The organism is Rossellomorea sp. DUT-2 (assembly GCF_052665285.1).
In genome coordinates this window covers 299,398-320,119 of record NZ_JBQPEO010000005.1, presented here as the reverse complement: position 1 = coordinate 320,119, position 20,722 = coordinate 299,398, and the positions used below count along the sequence as shown (strand labels likewise).

Here is a 20,722-nt window from a genome sequence, read left to right as displayed (position 1 = left end):
TCCGCTCGACTTGCATGTATTAGGCACGCCGCCAGCGTTCGTCCTGAGCCAGGATCAAACTCTCCGATAAAAGTTTGAATAGCTCTTTAAAAATAAATCTAGAATTAACGTTGACGTATTGTCTTGTTTTGTTCAGTTTTCAAGGTTCAATGAGTAAGTGCTTCTCTCGAAGCGACCCTTACTATGTTACACGATCAATCATTTGATGTCAATAACTTTTTTTGAAATTGTTATGATCAAGTTCATCGTGTTTTGTTAGCCGTTTGTGGCAACAAATAATACTTTACCAGTTAACTTCGCAGAAGTCAACTTCTTTTTAAAACTTCCTCAAAAAAAATATTGAGAACCTCTCCACCTTCTATAATGAAGAAAATGGCTCCGCAGGCAAGATTCGAACTTGCGACCGATCGGTTAACAGCCGATAGCTCTACCACTGAGCTACTGCGGAATAATGAAATGGTGGGCCTAAGTGGACTCGAACCACCGACCTCACGCTTATCAGGCGTGCGCTCTAACCAGCTGAGCTATAGGCCCATTAAAAAATTGGAGCGGGTGAAGGGAATCGAACCCTCATCATCAGCTTGGAAGGCTGAGGTTTTACCACTAAACTACACCCGCATGAAGAATTGGAGGCGGCAACCGGATTTGAACCGGTGATAAAGGTTTTGCAGACCTCTGCCTTACCACTTGGCTATGCCGCCGTTGGCTGGGCTAGCTGGATTCGAACCAACGCATGTCGCAGTCAAAGTGCGATGCCTTACCGCTTGGCTATAGCCCAATATAAAGGGCGACTGATGGGAATCGAACCCACGAATGCCTGAACCACAATCAGGTGCGTTAACCACTTCGCCACAATCGCCATGCTTAACATATCTTTGGCAGGGGCAGTAGGAATCGAACCCACACCAAAGGTTTTGGAGACCTTCGTTCTACCGTTAAACTATGCCCCTATATAATAGAGAGTTTTGTTAAAAATGGTGGAGGGGGGCAGATTCGAACTGCCGAACCCGAAGGAGCGGATTTACAGTCCGCCGCGTTTAGCCACTTCGCTACCCCTCCAAATAAAATAAATACTTAAAGATTCTTAAGTATAAATGGTGGCTCAGGACGGAATCGAACCGCCGACACATGGATTTTCAGTCCATTGCTCTACCAACTGAGCTACTGAGCCATATTATATAGAAGATTAAATTTTCAAATGATCAACTTCCCTATTACTAAGTAATTGAAAATGGCGGTCCGGACGGGACTCGAACCCGCGACCTCCTGCGTGACAGGCAGGCATTCTAACCAACTGAACTACCGGACCAGAGTTTTTTGACGATAGTCAAAATAACTTTCATTATTTGCGCAAGCAAAATAGATTTCATTACCTTGACGACAGTCAAAATAACTATCCATGCGTGACTCTTCAAGGGATATCCTATCCTAAGTCAAAATGGTATTGCGGGGACAGGATTTGAACCTGCGACCTTCGGGTTATGAGCCCGACGAGCTACCGAACTGCTCCACCCCGCGACGATATAAGTATGAAATTTCCCACGAAAGGAATTATGGAGGAGGAAGGGGGATTCGAACCCCCGCGGGCTGTTACACCCCTGTCGGTTTTCAAGACCGATCCCTTCAGCCGGACTTGGGTATTCCTCCCTGTATAATGGACCCTGTAGGACTCGAACCTACGACCGGACGGTTATGAGCCGTCTGCTCTAACCAACTGAGCTAAGGGTCCTTATAATCGTGCGTCATGTATTTAGTAATAGCGGCGGAGGGGATCGAACCCCCGACCTCACGGGTATGAACCGTACGCTCTAGCCAGCTGAGCTACACCGCCACGAAACGTTTACTATTCAATCTGAATCTTGATTAAGTAAGATTCAATGAAGTTTATTTACTTTCGTAAAAAACTTGGTGGAGCCTAGCGGGATCGAACCGCTGACCTCCTGCGTGCAAAGCAGGCGCTCTCCCAGCTGAGCTAAGGCCCCAAAAGAAGTGGTCGGGAAGACAGGATTCGAACCTGCGACCCCTTGGTCCCAAACCAAGTGCTCTACCAAGCTGAGCTACTTCCCGATATATGGCGCGCCCGAGAGGAGTCGAACCCCTAACCTTTTGATCCGTAGTCAAACGCTCTATCCAATTGAGCTACGGGCGCTAAACAATTCATTTTATAAGAAACAATGGTGCCGAGGACCGGAATCGAACCGGTACGGTAGTCACCTACCGCAGGATTTTAAGTCCTGTGCGTCTGCCAGTTCCGCCACCCCGGCTAGTTTGGAGCGGAAGACGGGATTCGAACCCGCGACCCCCACCTTGGCAAGGTGGTGTTCTACCACTGAACTACTTCCGCGAAATATAATGGTGCGGGTGAAGGGACTTGAACCCCCACGCCTTGCGGCGCCAGATCCTAAGTCTGGTGCGTCTGCCAATTCCGCCACACCCGCATCTATGATTGATATTTTGCTTCCACAAAAATCAATGGTGAGCCATGAAGGATTCGAACCTTCGACCCTCTGATTAAAAGTCAGATGCTCTACCAACTGAGCTAATGGCTCACAATATAAAAATGAAACAAAATAAAAAACAATGGTGCCGGCAAGAGGACTTGAACCCCCAACCTACTGATTACAAGTCAGTTGCTCTACCAGTTGAGCTACACCGGCATATTGATTATAAAAAATGGTGGAGGATGACGGGATCGAACCGCCGACCCTCTGCTTGTAAGGCAGATGCTCTCCCAGCTGAGCTAATCCTCCAAATTGGTGACCCATACGGGATTCGAACCCGTGTTACCGCCGTGAAAGGGCGGTGTCTTAACCACTTGACCAATGGGCCATATTTTTAAAGCGTCCCACTTAAGGACATGTATAACTATATCAATTAATTTCGCAGAAGTCAACTTCTAAATAACTAAAAAACGAAAAATTTTTTCGACTTACTCACCTTAACATTTTTGTGAGCCGAAAAAGAATATACCACATTTTCAAATCTTATATCAATAGTAAATTCAATAATCCTTCCATAATGGTGTTGTTTTTCTAATTCTTTTAAATAACTACAGGATCTTCCTGCTCTTCCCATATTGAAGAATTCAGTAAAGTATCACTGCATCGTCAAATATAAACTATTTGCAAACGAGATTAACCCCCACCCCTCTATTCTTCTTCATTAATTAATAGAATCAATTCCGGTTTTCAAATTTAACTTTGAACGCACCCAATAATTTCATAAAAGAGGTCCGTCCCTCATCGCTTTAATGCGATGAGGGACGGACCTCTTTTCGGGTTTAAGCTTGTTTACACATTGTCATTAGGAGTTGAATACGATAGTAATAGATTAAGAATGGGGTGATGGATTCATGGAGCTTCCAACGATTTTGTGTGGGCCGATTGTTCGTCGGGTGGAACCTGCACAAGCTTTTATTTGGATTGCATTGAGCAAGCCATATGATATTAAAGCGGAGTTATTCAAGATAAAACAGGGTAACGAATCACAATGTTTTGACTATATGAGCATAGCCTGTGAAACTAAGACGAAAACGGTACAAGCCGGAAGGAATTTATATATAAGTTTAATTAACATATCTCCACAAGCCGGATCTTTCCCTACAAATAAATTACTGGGATACAATTTATTGTTTGAAAATAGTGTGGAAACACTGGACCTCGGCAGCTTTGACTTACTTTCCCCCACTCATCCACACTCGATTGTCTACGAAAATCTCGCATACCCAACCTTTTATATGAACGAAGGAAATACATCGAATATTCTATACGGATCCTGTCGAAAGCTGCACGGTGTTGGAACAGATGTATTGGTTCAAGCGGATAAAACCATTGCGTCAACTTTCAATAATGCCGATAGACCATCCTCTCTATTTTTAATGGGAGATCAAATATATGCCGATGATGTAGCAGATCCCCTATTTAAGATCATCACAAGGTTCGGTAAAGAACTGGTGGGACAAGAAGAAGACCTTGGTTCCATTGAACCACGCTTAAAAGAAGGTTCTTTTAAGCAGGGAATTAAGCAGATCAATGGCAGGCAATATATTACGGAACACTTTTGCAAATTCACTTCCAGAAAAGCTGCAAATCATCTGTTAAGCTTCAGTGACTATGCAGCCATGTATATTTTGTCTTGGAGTCCCTCATTATGGGAACTCGCACATAAGGAAGGGATGTTAGAAACCTTTCAAGCAGCAGTGGATAAGAATGAAGTCTATTTTGCTTTTAAGGATTGTCAAAGCAAAGAGCATAAAACGGAATGTCACCAGCTTGAAGAGCGCTATCAAAAGCAGATGAGAGAACTGGCTAAAGTGGAGGAAGCTTTGTATTCTGTCAGAAGAGTATTGGCCAATACACCGACCTATATGATGTTTGATGACCACGATATAACAGATGATTGGAATTTGACACAGGATTGGAAAACGAGCGTTTGGAACGCTCCTTTAGGGAGACATGTCATTAGTAACGGCTTGGTATCTTATTGGCTTTTTCAAGGCTGGGGCAATGAACCGGATACGTTTACCCATTTCGGTCAAACCATGCAAACCTACTTTGACTCTTTTCACCCTGGGTCACTTCCCCACTCCAACTGGGTACATTCTCTATGGAACTATGATTCTTGGCATTATACTGCTCCCACTGCACCAAAGGCCGTATTTCTTGATACAAGAACCCAGCGTGGTTATGTAAATAAACCCAAGCCTGTGAAAGTTGGAAAACGGATAGATGAGGAAAGATATAGTCCAAACCTTATTGATCAGGAGGGATGGAACGGGGTTTCAATTAAACTGACCGCGTCTGGTTGGAATGAAGGTGAGCCCTTAATCCTTGTATCCCCTGCCCCTCTTTATGGAATCGGATTAATTGAAAACTTTCTACATGACTACATGCTTCCACTCAGGACGTATGGTTTACCTGTGCAGAGCGATTTTGATTTAGAAGCATGGAAATACAATGGGAAAGGCTTTAGCAACTTCCTTCATCAGGTATCAGCTTGGAACCCAAGTGACTGCATCATCTTATCTGGAGATGTGCATTCGGCTTCGTCCGTCACATCTGATATTACGTTTCGAGATGGCCGAACCCTTACGATTCATCAGTTTACAAGCAGCCCGATCAAGAATATGAGCTACACAGGGTTTTGGGGCGCCATCATGAAATTCATCATTGGCTTGAATGCCAAACAAAGGACCGACCAGACAATCTACCGCTACTGTAATCACCAGTTTGATTTATTTCGGGAGGAACAGGAAAGCAGCGTTCTTTCTGACTATGTGTGGAAGGAAAGTATTCGTTACAAGCGTATAAACGATACTTCGATTATTGAAACCAATAATAATATCGAATTGTTCATATACGGAGGGACTGGTCCTTTGTCCAGGGTCATCACATAGGGACAAAACGCCTCTCCACTTGTCCGGTCGACTAAATCACTCTCTTCTTTTTGGCTATCAAGCTACTACAAAATAGAAGAGAAAGTACATAGCCATTTGCCCTTATGTGAATGAGACGTTTTAGCCATCTCCGCCCTTTAGTTCAGATAATCTCCATTAGCCAATAACCATGCATCATACAGGTAATACTATAAGAGACTGCCGCAATGACTGAAACACTGAGTAAAACATTGGAAGACCTTTTATCCAGATTGAGTTTGTATAAAAGAATAAGTAAGGATAGAGAAAGTACACATTTCAATAGTAGAAATAACCAGGGACTGGTGAAGTAAAGATTATTCATAAGAGGATTGGCTTCTGTGATGTAATCGAAATGTAAGCCATACATGGTCAGAGATGCATCTAGGAGGTTTAGAATTGCGATGTAAAGAAGTAGTTGCCTCATGGAATGGATTCCCCTGTTCATCATACAAGTTATTTTTGTTCTTTTTTAAGAACTGATAAATCTATTATATTACAGAGAACCGATTATTACGAGGTAATAAATACGTTATAAAGAACTTCAATGGTTAAGATTTTAAAATAACCATCGTGTCGATGTTCCCTTCCGTTGCTAAGGTATTTTCAATATTAAACAAACGTTTATTAAGTTGATTATGTGCCATTACTTATAAAGATTCAGCAATCAATCATACGTTTGTTTAAAATGACACTGGCTAGCTTCTTCTTTCTGCAATACTTTACCTCTTTTTTAATAGGCTCAATCCTAAACAAAACCCCAACCCTTTTTCTCAGGGTTGAGGTTGTTTGTTTTTATCCAGTTCTATAATACTATCGCTTCTTTTTCTTCCCCTTCTCATCCACCTTAATCACAACAGTAGTCAAAGGATCCAAAGTCAAAGTATCTTTCTTCAATGTAAATCCGGACTTCTTGGAAACAGGCTTCGTCCCCGCTTCGTCGTTGTCTACTACAACCTTCCCTTTAGAGAAGTCATAGTCACCCACCGATAGAGTACGTGCTTCGCTATCCGCATTGACGAATACGTAGTACTCACCAGTATCATCCGTGGATACATTCTTGTAAGCCAGCATCAAGTCTGTATCCTGGATTTCTGGCAAATCAAGCAGTGATACATTCTGGTCAACCAGCTCCTGCTCACCTAAACGGAAAGCATTCGTTGATCTTCTAAGCTTAATCAAACCTTCTGTATATTCTCTCGTCGTTGTATTAACTTCATATTTCTTTTTGTTCGTTGCTTTTTCCCAATCAAATTTGTTGATGGCGTCGGATGAGTCGTATGAGTCGTGGATGAAGTATCCAAATGGGTTGCCCTCTTCATCTTCCAGCTCATGATATTTCTGTTCCGGTACGCCTTCTCCCAGCCATTGCTTCGTTCTTCCGTATTCCTGACCCGCGTGGATGAAAGCCGTCCCTTGTGAGGTTAGGATCATGGAGTTACCAAGGCGAATACGCTTGTGGATCTCCAGGTTGTTTTCGGGAATGGCCGGGTCCTTTTTGATCGATTGGGCAATGACATCGTATAACGGCAGGTTGTCATGCGCTGCGATGTATTGGACCATGTCCCCCGGGTCGTCGTCTGCCGTGTTGCCCGGCTGTCCTTTGATGTTGTTAAAAATCGTGTTGATGTCGCGAGCGCCACCTGTCAGGAATCGCGGCTCGCCTTCTGAACCGAAACCGGATTTCAATTCATTGCGGATTTCGTCCGAAAAAACTCCTACGTCATCAGTTTTGTCCATCCAATCCTGGTCGGCACCCATTCCTTCAAGGGAAGGATCAGATAAGTGGCCGGCGAATGTTCTCCAGCCTTCACCGATGAACAGTGCGTCCGGATTGATTTCAGCCGCTGCATCATAGGCTTTTTGAATGGATGGATAGGTTGCGTCGCCCATCATATCGAATCTCATGCCATCGATCTTGTATTCGTCGAACCAGTATTTCACTGAGTCGACCATCAGCTTTTCAGCCATTGTATGGTTGGTCGCTAGGTTGTTCCCGAATCCTCCAAGGAAGTTCCCTTTGTCATCCTGGAACGCGTAGTAATTTGGCACGATATCGTTCAGTGTGCTTGTTTTAGCCATATGCGTGTAAACGACGTCAAGCACGACACCCATACCCTTATCATGAATCGCGTCGATCAAACGTTTCGTTTCTTCGATTCGTAATTGCGGATCAGTGGCATCCTGTGAATACGCACCATCCGGGGAGAAGTAGCTGTGAGGATCGTAACCCCAGTTGTATTCATTGCCACCCGCTGAATACTCAAGCTCACGTTCGCCCATATTCGTTTCATCACCGTAGTACCACGCCATGATCGGCAGCAGTTGAACGTGTGTCACACCCATGGACTTAATGTAATCAAGCTTTTTGATGAATGCGTCATAGGTGCCCCATCTTTCCTTCTTCAGATCTTTTTCAATCGAAGGGTCAGACGTAAAGTCACGGACGTGAACCTCGTAAATGACCGCATCTTCACGTTTTTCATAGCCATCAATGGAAGCATGACTGAATTTCTTAGGATCGGTTCCTTTTAAATCGACGATCGCCGCTTTTCCGACGTTATCGCCGTCAGGTCCTGCTTCACCCTCAGTATTGACGGTAAAAGCAGCCATTGATTTCGCGTACGGATCCAAGACTTTTTTCGTGACGCCATCATTGGTTACTTCATATTGATAGTAGTAGCCTTTCAGATCCTTTACCTTTAATTCCTTTGCTTTTACATCCGTTGACCAGACGCCTTTTTCACCAAGGGTCAGTTCGACACTGCCGATTGGTTTCGCAGCATCTGTTTTATCAAAGAAGTTTGCGACGACCTTGCTTGCTTTCGGTGCCCATAGTTTTAAGGTTGCGTTTCCTTTATTGTATGTGGCACCAAGATCGTCACCATCGTAGGCATACTTGTTATCGATCAGTCTCCAGCCAGCTGCCGCTTTAACGGTTCTGCCCGAGTAAGTGATGGATAACGGCAGTTTTTTCAGGTCAAAATCAGCTTTCACTTCCACTGTTTTGTCTCCGGTGATTTCAGCACTTTGCACCGTCACATCGGATCCGGTACTGTCTTTGATGGCTAAGCCTGACATTAACGCTTCCTCTGTCAATCCATCTGTCATCGTGAAATTCAGACGGATCGTATCGTCAGAAATGACCTCGGAAGAAATCAGTCCGGTTGCCACGTCGCCATGTGGGGAAATGTAGACCGTATCGTCACCCTGCTTCACCCATAAGTGATCATATTTATCTAACAGATTGAACGTTTTGTTGCCGCCATCTTTTCCGGCATCGCCTTTCGACTCATCCAGCATAATGAAGCCGATTTCTTTCGCATTTTCATTTAACGGGATGTCTACATAAGCACCATAGCGGTCTTCACCTTCTAAATCAGCTGCACCTGTCGGCCAGTTATCTGATGGTGCTGCGACATCTCCCCAATTCCAGACACCGAAATTCTCATAGTTCCCATCTTCACGCTCATAATGAATTCGCACCGTATTCTCCGGCAGATCAACCGGCTCATACGTATACACCTTATCAGAACCTTGTTGGATCCAAATCTCGTTTACCTCAGGTGAAGGGATCGTAAATCCTTTGTCTCCACCATCTTTACCGGCATCGCCTTTGGTTACATCCATGACAAGGAATCCGATGTTTTTCGCTCCTTCAGCAAGAGGAACGTCGATATACGCGCCGTAGCTGTCGGTTTTTTCAAACATGGTTGCTCCTGTCGGCCATCCGGCAGATGGTGACGCTACATCATTCCATAACCATGCACCAAAGTTTTCGTAGTTTCCGTCGGTACGGTTGTAGTGGATGCGGATGTTGTTTTCCGGAACCGGCTCTACTTCAGGATTTTCCCCGCCGCCAGAACCTGATCCTGCTTCAGCGCCTGTAATCTTCCCGCCTTGGGCAGTCAACAACGCGGTACCACCGTCTGCTTTGGAAGGAAGGGTCAGCGTAATTTCATTTCCTCCGTCAGCATTGAATGTCTCACCAGAGTACGCATTCGTCACGACTGCATCCGGAGAATCCACTGTCAAAGTAATCTCTTTGGCTTCGTCCGCCACGTTCAGCCCAACGTAGGCAGAGTCCTCTTTATAGTCACGGGAGAATACCAGGAACTGATCGCTATTCGAACCACCGACAGTCTTTCTCTCCCCTTTAGCAAACACATCGGAATGTGCCCCTCTAAAGTTTAAAATCTTCGTATAATGCTCTAACACGTCATTATTTTCTACATCATCCCAGGCAAAATCATAGCGGTTATCGTACTGCGGATAATTGTTTGCTCCGCTTTGCCCGAGTTCTTCACCGTAATAAATGACCGGCTGTCCCTTCGACGTTGCCTGAAGTGAAGCAGCGACTTTCAGCTTGCCTTCATCTCCGCCTAAGGAATGCAAGAACCCGTCTTCATCATGACTTCCTAAAAATTGTCCAAGCGTTGCCGTGTTATCGATTTTCCCGTTTCGAGCCGCCAGTTTATCATTGGCTGCTTTAAGGTCGCCGTTTACGAAGTCACGTGCGATACCTTTGAAACCAAAGTCCAGAAGGGAGTCCATCATTCCAGTATCAAGATACCCTAATTGGTTATCAGAACTCGCTCCCCACGCTTCACCAATCATCTTGTGCTGAGGCATTTTTTCTGTGATTGCGTTTTTAAAGGCCATCCACGTCGCATCTTCCACGTGCTTTACGGTATCGACGCGGAAATAGTCGATCGTATTCCCTTTTGCCGTTGTTGCTTTTTCAATCCAATCCGTCTGCCAATCGATGATTTGCTGGCGAACTTCTGGATCTTCCGTAATGATGTCTGGAAGTCCCGCTAATTCACCGACCACTTCATCCGTGCCGACGTTACCTTGACGAACAATATTGCTGTACTTGTCTCTTTCTGCATCCGTCGGATAACCTGCAGGACGCTGATCGGCAGCCAACTCACCATCAATCTCTTTTAACCCATAACCGGTATGATTCAAGACCACATCGACCATGATTTTGATGCCGCGGTCATGTGCTTCATCAATTAGCGTATGGAATTCGTCCACGGAACCGAAGTGAGGATTCAGCTCACCGAAGTTACTGGCCCAGTAACCGTGGTAGCCAAAATAAGGCTGATCCGATTCCCCGTTTGTTTCAACCGAACGGACATCATACTTGATATTTTCCACGACCGGACTGATCCAGATCGTATTCACGCCAAGGTTATCAAGGTAATCAAGCTTCTCCGTGATCCCTTTAAAATCTCCACCCTGGTACGTTCCTCTTTTGCTTTTATCATAATTTAGATTGTAAGGATCATCATTCGACGTATCCCCGTTGAAGAATCGGTCTGTCAGCATGAAATAAATGATGGATTCGTCCCAATCGAGATCCGAATCGCCGACAGACTGTCTTGCTTTCACTTCGATTTCAGTCGTTCCCTCATAATAGTTCCCGTAGGAATCCACTACGGTCAGAGGAATCGATTTTGTTCCTGCCGTTATATCATCATCGACCGCTAACGTCACTTCCTTTAATGAAGGGTCGATTTCAAGCATCTCTGACCCGCCTAATGAAGAAGCATCCGCCGTGATTTTCTGGATTTTCACATCCTCTGTCAGTCCATCCACACCAACCGTTAAGACAGCGTTTTTATTATAGTCCACAGCAGTTGGTGACACTGAACCCGTTACCGTCAGATCTGCTTTTTGGAAATCCAGAAACGATTCTCCTTCCACTGAATTGTAAGGGTCACTTACTTCTGTCGTTTCACCATCTTTCGTGACTAAAAAGGAGTACGGGTTTTTCCCGTTTGGAATGTTGTCGTATGCAAGCACAAACCGTTCATTCTCCGGCTCATACGTCATTTCCTTCGTTTCCCCGTTGTACTTCAACTCTACTTTTTCAATCGTATCCATCGCATCGTTTGCGAACAATTCTTTATCACGATAATAGAACGTCGCATTACCCTGATCGATCACTGGAGCCGATCCATCCGGTACAATGCGGATTTCCTCGACACCGCTTGTTATGTACGCCTTGGTGATGGTGTCGTTTTTGTTCACGTTAATAAAACGATCGCCAAACTCCTTCTCCGCCGTATTCCAATCTTCTGTACTGCGAAGAACAAAGCCGAATTGCTCTGTTTCAGGTGCAACGGCTATGTTTGCTACCGCCACTCCGTTTTCATAGGTGTCAAAATTGATTTGATCATCCTGGACCCCGGTATTCCAGGCCCAAATATTCCAGCCGTCATATGTTTGGTCTTCGCGATCATACGTGAAGCGTACTGTACGATCTCCAGACTCTGCTGATTCAACCGTGTCATTGCCATCCGCCACTGCAGAAGCTGCCGGTGCAAATGGTGACCAAAGACTTAGCAGCATCATCAAAGTCATAAAAATTGAGAATCGACGCTTTGTCCTATTTCCCATTCATGTTTTCCCCCTCTTAAATTGGATTAATAGAATAATAGAAGTGCTCTTGATGGTTGTGGAAACGTTTGCACAAACAGTTAAAAAAATGTGAGGTGATTCTCGGAGTAGTTATTTCGAACTGATGCAAACGCTTGCAATTATCTGTCTATTATATTTTACAATAGGTTGGGCATGAGTGGCTATATGACAAATGGGGGATTTTTTCCTATAACCTTTAAATAATGAATCCAAATAGATTTCCTTCTATCTTATACCTACCCAATTGATCTGTCGTATCCAAAACGTTGTCAATTCTCTTTAGGCATTGTGACATCATAGTGAACCAAAGTACATCCAGAAAATAGGATCACAGGTGAAAGGTTAGAAATTTAAAAAGGTACTAGAATGCGTAGGTATTTCGTATATCACTACAAAGTATAAAGAAAATCACACAATAGTAGTAGTTGTTTTACCTCTACCGAATGGCGAATGATTGGCTTCTTCCATTTATATTTAATATGTAAATAATTTAATTTCAAAGGGAGAGGTTTTAATGAAAAGTACTAAGTTTATTGCAGGTGCATTAGTGGCCGGAATGATGCTAACAGGGGTTGGATATGCATACTGGACGGATCAGATAGCTATTAGTAATACGGTTTCAACTGGTGAGATGAAGGTAGAGTTTGATGAAGATTTCCTGGGATCTGAAATCTTCCCACTTCAACTTGACGCAGATACAGCAGGTGAGAATTATATCGAATCGGAAATTAGTCAAACAGCAAAAACATTGTCAGTTAATATCGAGAATATGTATCCAGGCTCTATGAGCTTGTTGGCATCTAAAGTTGAAAATAAAGGATCGATACCAGCTGTGTTAGACGATGTGGATGTAACTTTCTCAACACCTAACCCAACTTTAAATTCCGATGTAATCGCTGCAGGTGGATATATTCATTTCAATAAAGATAACGAGATTATAGGTGGAGACTTTTTCTTAGGCACTCTCGGAAATCTGGAAAGTAAGCTAAACGGTATGCTTGACACTGTAAGACTCGAGCCAGGCGACTACATCTTGTTTGATATTCCGGAAGAGTTCAAAGATGAAGTGGCTGCTGAAATACCAGCTTATAACCCTGAAGAACAAAATTGCATCATCTTCTATTTAAATCATACCTCTGATGATGATTCAGAAAATCTAAGTACTGCTTTCGATATCAACCTTAACTGGAAACAGCACAACGATCAATAATTTTGTTGTTTCAAGGCAGGGAAGATTAACTTCCCTGCTTTTTTCATTGTTGCTAAATCTTTTTAAATCACTAAAAATAATACAAAAGTACCATACTCCTCCTTCTTTATTACCAACTAGCATTTAGCTATTACGTAGTAGTTAAAACTACTCTATAGCATGGCGAAGTCAAAGGGCAAGAAAGATAAACTTATTCTTGTAGCAAGGAATACCAATCAAATTTAAGGGAGTTGTTTTATTGATGAAAGGAACTAAATTTGTAGCAAGCGCTTTAGTAGCAGGAATGATGTTAACAGGAGCAGGATATGCGTATTGGACGGATTCGGTAGCGATCAGTAACACGGTATCAACTGGGGAATTAGATGTTTCATTAGGTGATTCTACTGTAAGTGAAGTAAGTAATTACGTTAATGCATCAGTTGTTAGTAAGACTGAGAAAGCTCTTTCATATGAAGTTAAGAACTTATACCCTGGTGCTTCTTTCAAACTTAATACAACTATTAATAATTCTGGTTCAATCCCGGCAGTTATCAGCAGTGTTTCGGTCGATAGTACTGATGGAAGCGACACACTTAGTAAGGAAAAAATCTATGTCTCGGGTACTGTTGGAGGTCACACCATCAATAAAATGAAATTGAGTCAATTTGAAAACCATTTTTCATACGTACCTGGTGCAAACCTGCAATTAAATCCAAACGCTGCTGGTATGAATGTTAACTTAACATTCGAACTTGATTCTTCCTTAGCAGGAAATGATTTTGAAAAAACAGATTTAAGCCAAGTATTTACAGTCAACTTCAAACAACATAACGAATAATTAAACACTCTTCCCCTTCTGTCCTACAAAACAGAAGGGGAATTTCATCTACTAAATAAAGAATGTAAAGGAGTTGTCGACAATGAAAGGAACCAAATTAATCGCAGGTGCACTAGTATCAGGAATGATGTTAACCGGAGCCGGATATGCTTATTGGACAGATCAAGTGACAGTTGCCAACACAGTCTCGACAGGTGAGTTTGAAGTCGGGTTTGTTAATGAAGGTGGTTACCCTAAGATCTTCGGGCATACGAATGAAGCATATTTAACAAAGAGTATTACCCACGACCCTACCATCACTTCTGTAACTGTCGGTAACATGTACCCTGGCTCGTATGTAAGATATGAAACAAAGATTAAAAACAATGGTTCTATCCCTGCTGTATTTGATGTAGCCACTGTAAACTTTGATTCTTCAACTACAGAAGGTTTAAAATCTAAAATGAAGGCGGAATTTTCTTTTGCAAAGTACGATAAAAATGGAGATAGAATTAGAGGTGTGGGAACGACCACTGGATATTTTTCTCTTGACCAGTTACAAAGTAAACTAAATGAGAAATTATCTGGTGTACGTTTGGAACCAGGCGAATCTATATCGTTTGATGTGCCAGAAGAATTATATGATCAGTGGGTTGCAAATAATGCCGCAGAAGGAATCGATGTAACGCAGATTGATGGAGATGGAAATTGTATCGCATTTAGAATGCCGACTTCTATTAATAATGACGACAATCTGGAAAATGCTACAGCTAAATTCGATATTCAAATAAAATGGAAGCAGCATAACCAATAAAATGATTTTAGACAGGAGAATCCTCCTGTCTTTTTAATGCACAATAAAAGACTCAGCAATCTGAGTCTTTTATGTTATCTATTTTTATCACCCTAACTTCCTGACTTCATCCTCAACATCCACCTGGCCCCCCTCCTCTAACCTGTACATGAAACTTTTATGATTTGTGTGACTCACAAAGAACTGATAATAAGATTTATTGAATTTAATATACAGGATGGGCTGCCCAATCTCATCAGCTATTCTTACAAGATCTTCAAAGGTTTTGACATGACTGAAATTACCTATGACAGGTGTGGTCTCTTCATCTAAAGCGACCAATCGGTTACCATGCTTTTTAAATATCCCTTTTAATTCTTTCTTTATTGGATCTATTTCTTTTTGACTTCTCGTGTACAGAAGGAATAGTATAAGGAACACTAGGAAAACACCAGTACCTGTTCCAAACTTTTTAATATCACTCGATCTCATCTGGTTTTCAACTTTCTTGCTTTCCTCAACCGTTCCAGGCTGATTTTGTGTAAGTGTTCCTCCAACTTTAAAATATTGCTCATTCAGAGGAATGATCATGGCAGGAGACAGCTGAGAATTGATTTTGCCATTTTCCCCTTCCGTATTTACTCGCCACATTATTTTAAGGCTTGTATCGGCATTTACCTTTGATTGTTCCTGAACCTGTGAAGCAAATTTTTTGTATTGGTTAAGGTCAATCGTCATGTTTTCTTTTACTGAAAGTTGTTGATCACTTGTTGAAAATTCGGTTTTAGGCTTTAGGGTGTACTGTCGGCTCCAAAGGGGACTTTTCTCTTCTCCTCCCTCTACTGACCCAGCCACTACTGCAATGACCTCATACGTTCCATTTATATCGCTTTTTTCTTCTCCGGAAAATTCATAAGTGAACTGAGCATTTATATCGTTAACAAAATTCTCGATATAAACTTGGTTTTCCCCCAGTGTTTTTTCTTCGTATATGGGATTTGATTTTAAGTTGACCTTATAATTTATGTTGGCTTGTTGATCATATGAATAGAGAGGAACGTTTTCTTCAACTAATTCCGGACTACGAAACGCTTCAACTAATTTAAACAACATGAAGCATGCACCCAAGGATAATAAGGCTATAATCGTTAATCTGATATGTTTATTTAGCTTAACTTTCATTCATGAACCCCATTTCTATTAATTGATACGTTACTATCAGAATTCCACTCTTTCATTTTCTACTGTATCTTCACTTTTAATCAGCAATGTCGGCCATCCTATCTTTGGCACTGTGTAGATGATTTTCCCTTTTATTTCTTCTGGATGTACCGGCTCGCTGTCTTTCACTGAGTTATTATCTCCTTTTGTGACATATAGCGTTTTTCCTTCCTTCTTAATAATGTCTATCACTCTATGAGAAATTTTAATGTCTCCTTCCGCAAATTGAATCACTTCACCGACTTGAACATCCTTACTATTAACTTTCTTCACCAGAATGACATCACCGGGATCGATTATGGGCTGCATGCTACCGGTGGCTATTACAGAGGGATAGACTGGAAATATTCCTACTGAAAACCAAATAACCCCAATTGAAATAACACCTGTAATCACAAGCCGGAGAGGCTTCTCTTCTTTGTTTCTTCTTCTAACTTCTCTAGCTTCTTTCAGATAGATATTGTGAAAAAACATTAAACTAAAGATAGGAATCAGGGTACCGATCAACCCTTCTGTAATCCACTTTAAATTAGGAAGGATTGGAGAGATCCAATACACGAGTTCAATCACACCTAAGTAGATAATGGCAGGTAGCGCCCCACCTAAAAATACTAAATAAGTGGCAAACAAGTTTCGGGAAAATTCTGGTGCAAAACTTTGAGCAGAAAACTGAACGATATTCTCCATTCCTGATAGATTAGTAAATTGACTTAGAGGAAGTTCAAAAATAGTCAATCCTATTGAAAGAAGAATGAAAAACAAATAATTCTCCTTTATACCTCGGCTATTTACAATGAAGCTTCGTGCAGATTCCAACCCTATAATCATCACACTTATGAGTATTAGGTTTTTTCCTATTCCTTTTAACGAATGATCAAACGGGCTCTTTCCAAAACCGTCAATAACGCCCGCTCCGAAATACACAAAGACGTAAATCAAAGCAAAGATAAAGGCCCACCAGTTAATGAGTTCTGTAAGACGTCGCTTTCCTTTAAATCTTTCACGTGGGAACCACCAAACAATAAGTATCAGCCCTCCAAATAATAAGACCTTATCAAGAAAGCCATGGTTACTGCCTATAGTTCGGGAAAGAAAAGATGAATTTCCTACGATATAAACAAGTATCATATATCCAGCAAGAAAGGTTAATCTCCTTCTGGGTGATTGAAGGTGCAATATCTTTTTCTTCATTTTTTTCACCATTAGTTTATATTTTCTTCTTCTGAAGAAGGTTCACTGTTTATCTCACTGACGTTGTTATTACTTTGTTGCTCCGTCGTTTCTTTTTCCTCACTGGATGGTTCTTCTTTTACAGGTTCTGCCTGTTCTTCTGTTATTTTTTCATGTTCAGTTTCTTTGGGAAGCTGTTCACCATCTTGAGTTTTTTGTTGCTTTGTTTTTTCTTCCTTTTTTATTTCTTGTTGTTCCTTGGGTGCATCTTCACTCTTTTCTTCCTTTACCTGTGGCTCAGATTCTTCTTTTTCACTTTTCTTTTTTGTTCCATGAATCTTGATATTTCCACTTTCAATCTTTCCATTACCTGATGTGTAGCCTTCATATTGGCCATTTGTTATTTTCAACTCAAATTCATCTTGATTTCCGGGTTCTCCGTAATCTACTATTTTAATGTCCAGGTCCATTTCCTGGTCTTTATCTGAGGAATCGGACTTCACACCCCCTGTAACGTTAAATTGAACACCAATTACAACCCCATCTTTATCTCTAATTTGTTTTATATTCGTTGCACTCTTATTATTCACTTTAATTTGTGTTAAGTCCGTATCGCGTTGATGATCATTGTATTCTAATTGAACGTTCATACCTTGGTTGAGGGCATTGATGGTAAATCCAAAGGAATTGCCGGATTGTTTCCCTCCTCCAGTAATCTTTGTGAATTGAATTGGCTGCGTTTGCTGCACCTCTGCGATATTGCCTGTGAATACCAGGCTCTTTTTCCAGTAGCCATAACCACTTGGGAGCAAAGTAACAGAAACGACTAGTGTAATTAAAAGAATTGACACAATTGTTTTCAAGCAAATTCCTCCATTTATATCTATTTCATACAATTGATAATCTACTCTTTAATTTGCATGTATTCTATTTCCATTCTTTTGAAATCAGAGTTAATATCCAATTCAAATTCCTTGCTTTCAAGTGGGAGAATGGTTTGTTCATTGTATACTACCGGAACACTCCCTTTATTTAATACCGTATATGTTAACCTACCTTTGTATCCTGGGACTACACTGGCATTTATATCTAATGTCCCCTCTTCAATGTCCACCGATAAATCGGACACCCCTTCCATCGGTTCTAGTGTATAATCATCTTTTAAGACTAGAAGTATATTACCGGTAGTAACCTCTTTAGAAAGTTGGAGACTATCATTCCAATATGCATAACTGATGCCTAAACAATTAAATAACACAACAAAGAAAATTAATGTAACAGTTTTCCATCGCATCCTAATGAAGCGTCTCTTCTTCATACTTACACCACTTTCACTTGAAAATTTTTTAGCTGACTCTAAACTGTGCGATTCCCTTTATATTGGCAAACAACGCTGCTTGGGTCCGATCAGCGAGATCGAGCTTATCAAGTATTTGACTAACGTGTTTTTTCACCGTGTTCTCTGTAATGAATAAATTTCTGGCTATTTCCTTATTTGAAAGCCCCATTCCCAACTCTCTCAAAACTTCTCCTTCCTTAGGGGTTAACTCATTTATTGATTGAATTTCCTCTCTGTTTCCAGCTGTTATCATAATTTCAAGTAACCCTGGATCATAATACTTCCTATTATTTGCAACCAATCGGATTGCATATAATAATTCCTCCGGCAGCGCTTCTTTTAATACAAAACCAGAAGTTATTTCTTTTGCTTTTTGTAAATCACTTGGTTGAGCAGAAGAAGTCAATATAATAAATTTACATTCAACATCCATACCGGCAGCTTTTCTAATCATATCCAAACCGCTTTCTTTTCCAAGCCTCAAATCTACAAGAACAATATCCGGTTTTTCATTTTCAATCATTCTCAAACCTGTTTCAGTATCAAATGCTTCTCCTACAGACTCTAGGTCCTCTTCTAAAGTCAATAGAGAAATTAATCCCTTTCTTACTAATGCATGATCATCAACTACTAATACTTTTGTCATCCGGTTCCCTCCTAAATTGCGATCGTTATAGAATGAGATAATACGATATTGATTTTGGTACCCTTGCCGATTTGAGAATGAATCTTAAAGCTTCCTTTACTCAGTTCTGTCAAATCACACATGTTTTGTAACCCCAATCCTTTTTTGAATCCTAGCTTTCTTAGATCAAACCCACTTCCATTATCTTCTATTTCTAGCGTTGAATAATCTTGAAAGACAGACAAACGTACCATTAACTCCGTAGCGTTTCCATGTCTTATTGCATTTCCAACCGATTCTTTTACTATTCTGAATATCCTTTGCTTTTCTAGAAGAGGAATAGTTTCTGAGTCACCCGATATGAAAAGGTTAGTTTTTTTATCATTTAATTTAGATAGTTGAGTTAGATAAGCTTCAAGGTTATTCACAAATGTTTTTTCTGAATTTTTACGTGAGCTTAATTTATAGATACATTCCCTAAGTTCTGCAGCAGCCTCTCTTGAACATTCCTCAATGACTGATAGCTGATCGAGTAAATCCTTGTCTATAAGGCTTCTCTTTAGGGAATGAATACCATAGACAATACTGAATAACCTTTGGGATACACTATCGTGAATTTCATTCGCTATACGATTCTGTTCTTCAAGAAGGATCATTTTATGATTAATATCCTCGTAAGCAATACGTTCAAGGACTATTGAAGAGAGTTCTGCTAAGAATATAAGTTGCTTTGTAAGCATCTGCTCGTCTATACTCCCCTCCAACTCGATCCCTATGACACCAAACTTTCTGGTAGTCGATGTAACTGTTGTGACCAGGAATGTTTTCCCTGATAAATGCATTTTTGCAGGTGTATGTTGGAATCCAGATTCTATCCAACATTTTTTTATATTCATGTTCATCTCTTTAATTTTCACTTCTGACCCTTCCCCTTTTCGCGAAAAGGAAAAGTTATCCTTTTCACCTTGAGCATTAGACATCCAAAAAAAAGCCAAAGGGGACTTACTTAGTAACCTTGCATATTCTGAAAAAGTTTTCCCTACGTTTTCTTGATTGTTCTTAGAAGTTATCCACTCCGTTATCTGATAAAGTGACATGATATGTTCAATGGATTCTTGATTTTGTCTAATAGATAATCCTAACTTTTGATTAGTTAATTCTAAATCGCACCTCTGCTTCTCTAATTGTTGATTCTTGATTGCTAATTCTTTTTTTGCTACAGATAACAGTTGGACAGCCAGCGTAATAAGAATAAACACTAGCAGTAGCGGGGAGTGTTGATCAATAACTGAAACTTCCAGGGAACCTCCTGTTATTATGTAAGAAGTAATGCTGGTAGAACCCAGGTAGAACATTACAATCAACCAGCAATAAGAAGCTGGGAGTACACTAGCTGCAAGCAACACCGGATTTAATGCATACCATAGAAAAGGGCTATCAAGGGCTCCTGTGGGAATTAGCAGAAGACTGATTCCAATCATTTCAATTAAGAGAAGAACTATAATTCTCCACTTAATATGCTTCACCTTTTCATATAACCAGACTATGATTAGAGAAGATAAGAGCAGCAAAGAAACAACGGAGAATTTAAAAACGTTAAAATGATTTGGGCTATTTATCAAAAAAAATAGTGACGTAAGAAACCATGAAAGAAATCGATAAATATTGATAATATTCTTATACTTTAGTGTACTTTGAAACAGCGAAATTCTTTTCAAACTACCAA

The 20,722-nt window shown here is 41.1% G+C and carries 12 protein-coding genes, 24 tRNA genes and 1 rRNA gene; 4 read left to right on the top strand and 33 right to left on the bottom strand.

From position 1 onward, the window contains the following. From ACOSV2_RS19500 to ACOSV2_RS19380, 25 genes are all read right to left on the bottom strand, one after another. A 16S ribosomal RNA gene (locus tag ACOSV2_RS19500) occupies nucleotides 1-70 on the bottom strand; the annotation flags it as partial. Nucleotides 71-373: 303 nt separating this feature from the next. After that, a tRNA-Asn gene (locus tag ACOSV2_RS19495) sits at nucleotides 374-448 on the bottom strand. Nucleotides 449-457: 9 nt separating this feature from the next. After that, nucleotides 458-534, bottom strand: a tRNA-Ile gene (locus ACOSV2_RS19490). A gap of 10 nt (nucleotides 535-544) precedes the next feature. After that, nucleotides 545-618: transfer RNA gene (locus tag ACOSV2_RS19485), tRNA-Gly, on the bottom strand. Nucleotides 619-627: 9 nt separating this feature from the next. Further along, a tRNA-Cys gene (locus ACOSV2_RS19480) sits at nucleotides 628-701 on the bottom strand. 2 nt (nucleotides 702-703) lie between these two features. Then, a tRNA-Gln gene (locus tag ACOSV2_RS19475) sits at nucleotides 704-778 on the bottom strand. An 8-nt stretch (nucleotides 779-786) separates the two neighbouring features. Beyond that, nucleotides 787-859 (bottom strand) — tRNA-His (locus tag ACOSV2_RS19470). A 17-nt stretch (nucleotides 860-876) separates the two neighbouring features. Beyond that, nucleotides 877-950 (bottom strand) — tRNA-Trp (locus tag ACOSV2_RS19465). Between the two features lie 25 nt (nucleotides 951-975). Then, a tRNA-Tyr gene (locus ACOSV2_RS19460) sits at nucleotides 976-1,059 on the bottom strand. Nucleotides 1,060-1,095: 36 nt separating this feature from the next. Then, a tRNA-Phe gene (locus tag ACOSV2_RS19455) sits at nucleotides 1,096-1,171 on the bottom strand. Between the two features lie 61 nt (nucleotides 1,172-1,232). Beyond that, a tRNA-Asp gene (locus ACOSV2_RS19450) sits at nucleotides 1,233-1,309 on the bottom strand. Between the two features lie 135 nt (nucleotides 1,310-1,444). Next, nucleotides 1,445-1,518: transfer RNA gene (locus ACOSV2_RS19445), tRNA-Met, on the bottom strand. A 36-nt stretch (nucleotides 1,519-1,554) separates the two neighbouring features. After that, nucleotides 1,555-1,647, bottom strand: a tRNA-Ser gene (locus ACOSV2_RS19440). Nucleotides 1,648-1,655: 8 nt separating this feature from the next. Further along, nucleotides 1,656-1,729, bottom strand: a tRNA-Ile gene (locus ACOSV2_RS19435). Between the two features lie 28 nt (nucleotides 1,730-1,757). Beyond that, nucleotides 1,758-1,831 (bottom strand) — tRNA-Met (locus ACOSV2_RS19430). Between the two features lie 75 nt (nucleotides 1,832-1,906). Beyond that, a tRNA-Ala gene (locus ACOSV2_RS19425) sits at nucleotides 1,907-1,982 on the bottom strand. Nucleotides 1,983-1,990: 8 nt separating this feature from the next. Then, nucleotides 1,991-2,067 (bottom strand) — tRNA-Pro (locus ACOSV2_RS19420). Nucleotides 2,068-2,072: 5 nt separating this feature from the next. Continuing rightward, a tRNA-Arg gene (locus tag ACOSV2_RS19415) sits at nucleotides 2,073-2,149 on the bottom strand. A gap of 26 nt (nucleotides 2,150-2,175) precedes the next feature. Continuing rightward, a tRNA-Leu gene (locus tag ACOSV2_RS19410) sits at nucleotides 2,176-2,264 on the bottom strand. A gap of 5 nt (nucleotides 2,265-2,269) precedes the next feature. After that, a tRNA-Gly gene (locus ACOSV2_RS19405) sits at nucleotides 2,270-2,344 on the bottom strand. A gap of 9 nt (nucleotides 2,345-2,353) precedes the next feature. Further along, nucleotides 2,354-2,438, bottom strand: a tRNA-Leu gene (locus tag ACOSV2_RS19400). A gap of 35 nt (nucleotides 2,439-2,473) precedes the next feature. Next, nucleotides 2,474-2,549, bottom strand: a tRNA-Lys gene (locus ACOSV2_RS19395). Between the two features lie 32 nt (nucleotides 2,550-2,581). Then, nucleotides 2,582-2,657: transfer RNA gene (locus tag ACOSV2_RS19390), tRNA-Thr, on the bottom strand. Nucleotides 2,658-2,674: 17 nt separating this feature from the next. Continuing rightward, nucleotides 2,675-2,750 (bottom strand) — tRNA-Val (locus ACOSV2_RS19385). 4 nt (nucleotides 2,751-2,754) lie between these two features. Continuing rightward, nucleotides 2,755-2,829, bottom strand: a tRNA-Glu gene (locus ACOSV2_RS19380). Nucleotides 2,830-3,352: 523 nt separating this feature from the next. Between ACOSV2_RS19380 and ACOSV2_RS19375 the strand changes: the two genes are divergently transcribed. Next, complete coding sequence (locus tag ACOSV2_RS19375; RefSeq protein WP_428976537.1) at nucleotides 3,353-5,395, top strand: hypothetical protein; 2,043 nt, start codon at nucleotides 3,353-3,355, stop codon at nucleotides 5,393-5,395. 142 nt (nucleotides 5,396-5,537) lie between these two features. On the opposite strand, the gene ACOSV2_RS19370 is transcribed toward ACOSV2_RS19375, so the two are convergent. Together ACOSV2_RS19370 and ACOSV2_RS19365 are read right to left on the bottom strand one after the other, a co-directional pair. Beyond that, a complete protein-coding gene (locus tag ACOSV2_RS19370; RefSeq protein ID WP_428976536.1) occupies nucleotides 5,538-5,840 on the bottom strand; it encodes a DUF5658 family protein in 303 nt (100 codons plus the stop codon). Nucleotides 5,841-6,226: 386 nt separating this feature from the next. After that, nucleotides 6,227-11,821, bottom strand: a complete 5,595-nt coding sequence (locus tag ACOSV2_RS19365; protein WP_428976535.1) for a pullulanase — start codon at nucleotides 11,819-11,821, stop codon at nucleotides 6,227-6,229. 535 nt (nucleotides 11,822-12,356) lie between these two features. Between ACOSV2_RS19365 and ACOSV2_RS19360 the strand changes: the two genes are divergently transcribed. The 3 genes from ACOSV2_RS19360 to ACOSV2_RS19350 all read left to right on the top strand — a co-directional run bounded on the left by ACOSV2_RS19360 (nucleotide 12,357) and on the right by ACOSV2_RS19350 (nucleotide 14,662). After that, nucleotides 12,357-13,052 (top strand): hypothetical protein, encoded by a 696-nt coding sequence (locus tag ACOSV2_RS19360; protein WP_428976534.1) that lies wholly within the window; start codon nucleotides 12,357-12,359, stop codon nucleotides 13,050-13,052. A gap of 241 nt (nucleotides 13,053-13,293) precedes the next feature. Continuing rightward, nucleotides 13,294-13,869: a TasA family protein gene (locus ACOSV2_RS19355; RefSeq protein ID WP_428976533.1), complete on the top strand. Its 576-nt coding sequence runs from the start codon at nucleotides 13,294-13,296 to the stop codon at nucleotides 13,867-13,869. 82 nt (nucleotides 13,870-13,951) lie between these two features. Beyond that, entirely contained in the window at nucleotides 13,952-14,662 is a 711-nt protein-coding gene (locus ACOSV2_RS19350) for a SipW-dependent-type signal peptide-containing protein (protein WP_428976532.1), read from the top strand. A gap of 87 nt (nucleotides 14,663-14,749) precedes the next feature. Here the strand turns inward: ACOSV2_RS19350 and ACOSV2_RS19345 are convergent, their stop codons facing one another. The 6 genes from ACOSV2_RS19345 to ACOSV2_RS19320 are packed head-to-tail and all read right to left on the bottom strand — an operon-like array spanning nucleotide 14,750 to nucleotide 20,714. Beyond that, nucleotides 14,750-15,823 carry a DUF5305 family protein gene (locus ACOSV2_RS19345; protein ID WP_428976531.1) on the bottom strand — a complete coding sequence of 358 codons (1,074 nt, stop codon included), beginning with the start codon at nucleotides 15,821-15,823 and terminating at the stop codon, nucleotides 14,750-14,752. Between the two features lie 36 nt (nucleotides 15,824-15,859). Beyond that, nucleotides 15,860-17,053: a signal peptidase I gene (locus tag ACOSV2_RS19340; RefSeq protein ID WP_428976530.1), complete on the bottom strand. Its 1,194-nt coding sequence runs from the start codon at nucleotides 17,051-17,053 to the stop codon at nucleotides 15,860-15,862. Nucleotides 17,054-17,064: 11 nt separating this feature from the next. Next, complete coding sequence (locus tag ACOSV2_RS19335; protein WP_428976529.1) at nucleotides 17,065-17,928, bottom strand: hypothetical protein; 864 nt, start codon at nucleotides 17,926-17,928, stop codon at nucleotides 17,065-17,067. A gap of 8 nt (nucleotides 17,929-17,936) precedes the next feature. Further along, on the bottom strand, nucleotides 17,937-18,350 hold the full coding sequence (locus ACOSV2_RS19330) for a hypothetical protein (RefSeq protein ID WP_428976528.1): 414 nt from the start codon (nucleotides 18,348-18,350) through the stop codon (nucleotides 17,937-17,939). 28 nt (nucleotides 18,351-18,378) lie between these two features. After that, entirely contained in the window at nucleotides 18,379-19,017 is a 639-nt protein-coding gene (locus tag ACOSV2_RS19325) for a response regulator (RefSeq protein WP_428976527.1), read from the bottom strand. 11 nt (nucleotides 19,018-19,028) lie between these two features. Beyond that, nucleotides 19,029-20,714 (bottom strand): sensor histidine kinase, encoded by a 1,686-nt coding sequence (locus ACOSV2_RS19320; protein WP_428976526.1) that lies wholly within the window; start codon nucleotides 20,712-20,714, stop codon nucleotides 19,029-19,031. Between the last annotated feature and the right edge of the window lie 8 nt (nucleotides 20,715-20,722).

Excerpts from the sequence above, each read along its gene's own strand:
- ACOSV2_RS19375 (WP_428976537.1), top strand. The coding sequence starts at position 3,353 with ATGGAGCTTCCAACGATTTTGTGTGGGCCGATTGTTCGTCGGGTGGAA.
- ACOSV2_RS19370 (WP_428976536.1), bottom strand. The coding sequence starts at position 5,840 with ATGAGGCAACTACTTCTTTACATCGCAATTCTAAACCTCCTAGATGCA.
- ACOSV2_RS19365 (WP_428976535.1), bottom strand. The coding sequence starts at position 11,821 with ATGGGAAATAGGACAAAGCGTCGATTCTCAATTTTTATGACTTTGATG.
- ACOSV2_RS19360 (WP_428976534.1), top strand. The coding sequence starts at position 12,357 with ATGAAAAGTACTAAGTTTATTGCAGGTGCATTAGTGGCCGGAATGATG.
- ACOSV2_RS19355 (WP_428976533.1), top strand. The coding sequence starts at position 13,294 with ATGAAAGGAACTAAATTTGTAGCAAGCGCTTTAGTAGCAGGAATGATG.
- ACOSV2_RS19350 (WP_428976532.1), top strand. The coding sequence starts at position 13,952 with ATGAAAGGAACCAAATTAATCGCAGGTGCACTAGTATCAGGAATGATG.
- ACOSV2_RS19345 (WP_428976531.1), bottom strand. The coding sequence starts at position 15,823 with ATGAAAGTTAAGCTAAATAAACATATCAGATTAACGATTATAGCCTTA.
- ACOSV2_RS19340 (WP_428976530.1), bottom strand. The coding sequence starts at position 17,053 with ATGAAGAAAAAGATATTGCACCTTCAATCACCCAGAAGGAGATTAACC.
- ACOSV2_RS19330 (WP_428976528.1), bottom strand. The coding sequence starts at position 18,350 with ATGAAGAAGAGACGCTTCATTAGGATGCGATGGAAAACTGTTACATTA.
- ACOSV2_RS19325 (WP_428976527.1), bottom strand. The coding sequence starts at position 19,017 with ATGACAAAAGTATTAGTAGTTGATGATCATGCATTAGTAAGAAAGGGA.